The sequence below is a fragment of the Microcoleus sp. POL10_C6 genome, from assembly GCF_036701585.1.
In the GTDB taxonomy this organism is placed as follows: domain Bacteria; phylum Cyanobacteriota; class Cyanobacteriia; order Cyanobacteriales; family Microcoleaceae; genus Microcoleus.
The window spans coordinates 17,644-18,278 of the sequence record NZ_JAUBRB010000077.1 but is presented as its reverse complement, the minus strand read 5'-3'; the positions used below and the strand labels follow the sequence as shown (position 1 = coordinate 18,278).

The following is a 635-nucleotide window of genomic DNA, read 5'->3' as shown; positions in this document are numbered from 1 at the left end:
TGGCTCTTGGTCTCCTTTCGGTGATGTGAAAGTAGCTGCTGGAAATAGTGGCAATTTTGTAAATGTGAGTTGTGCAGAGGGTGATGGTAAGCTACAGGTATGCGCTGTAACCAGTGATGGTAATCTATGGCACACAATTCGTCATGCAGATGGCTCTTGGTCTCCTTTCGGTGATGTGAAAGTAGCTGCTGGAAATAGTGGCAATTTTGTAAATGTGAGTTGTGCAGCGGTTGGTGGTGAGCCACAGGTATGTGCTGTAGCCAGTGATGGTAATTTATGGCACACAATTCGTCATGCAGATGGCTCTTGGTCTCCTTTCGGTGATGTAAAAGGAGTCGCTGGAAATCATGGCAATTTTATAAATGTGAGTTGTGCAGGAGTTGGTGGTGAACTACAGGTATATGGTGTAACCAATGATGGTCATTTGTGGCACACAATTCGTCATACAGATGGTTCTTGGTCTCCTTTCGGTGATGTTGAAGGACAGGCTGGAGACCGAGGCAATTTCAAAACTGTTTCCTTGGCAGGTCTTTTCTTGCCGTATCGATGGCAGCTTGTAGGAGAGGGAGGCAACCTACTTAGTGTTGCTACGATGCGAGATGGAACTTTAGTTGGTGTTGGTATAGACAATAAGC

1 protein-coding gene is annotated in these 635 nt (G+C 45.7%); it reads left to right on the top strand.

Annotated elements, in window-relative coordinates; genetic code table 11:
- Positions 1–25: 25 nt before the first annotated feature.
- The coding region (locus QUA34_RS27240) for a hypothetical protein (RefSeq protein WP_333390264.1) at positions 26–635 on the top strand (610 nt) is incomplete at its 3' end.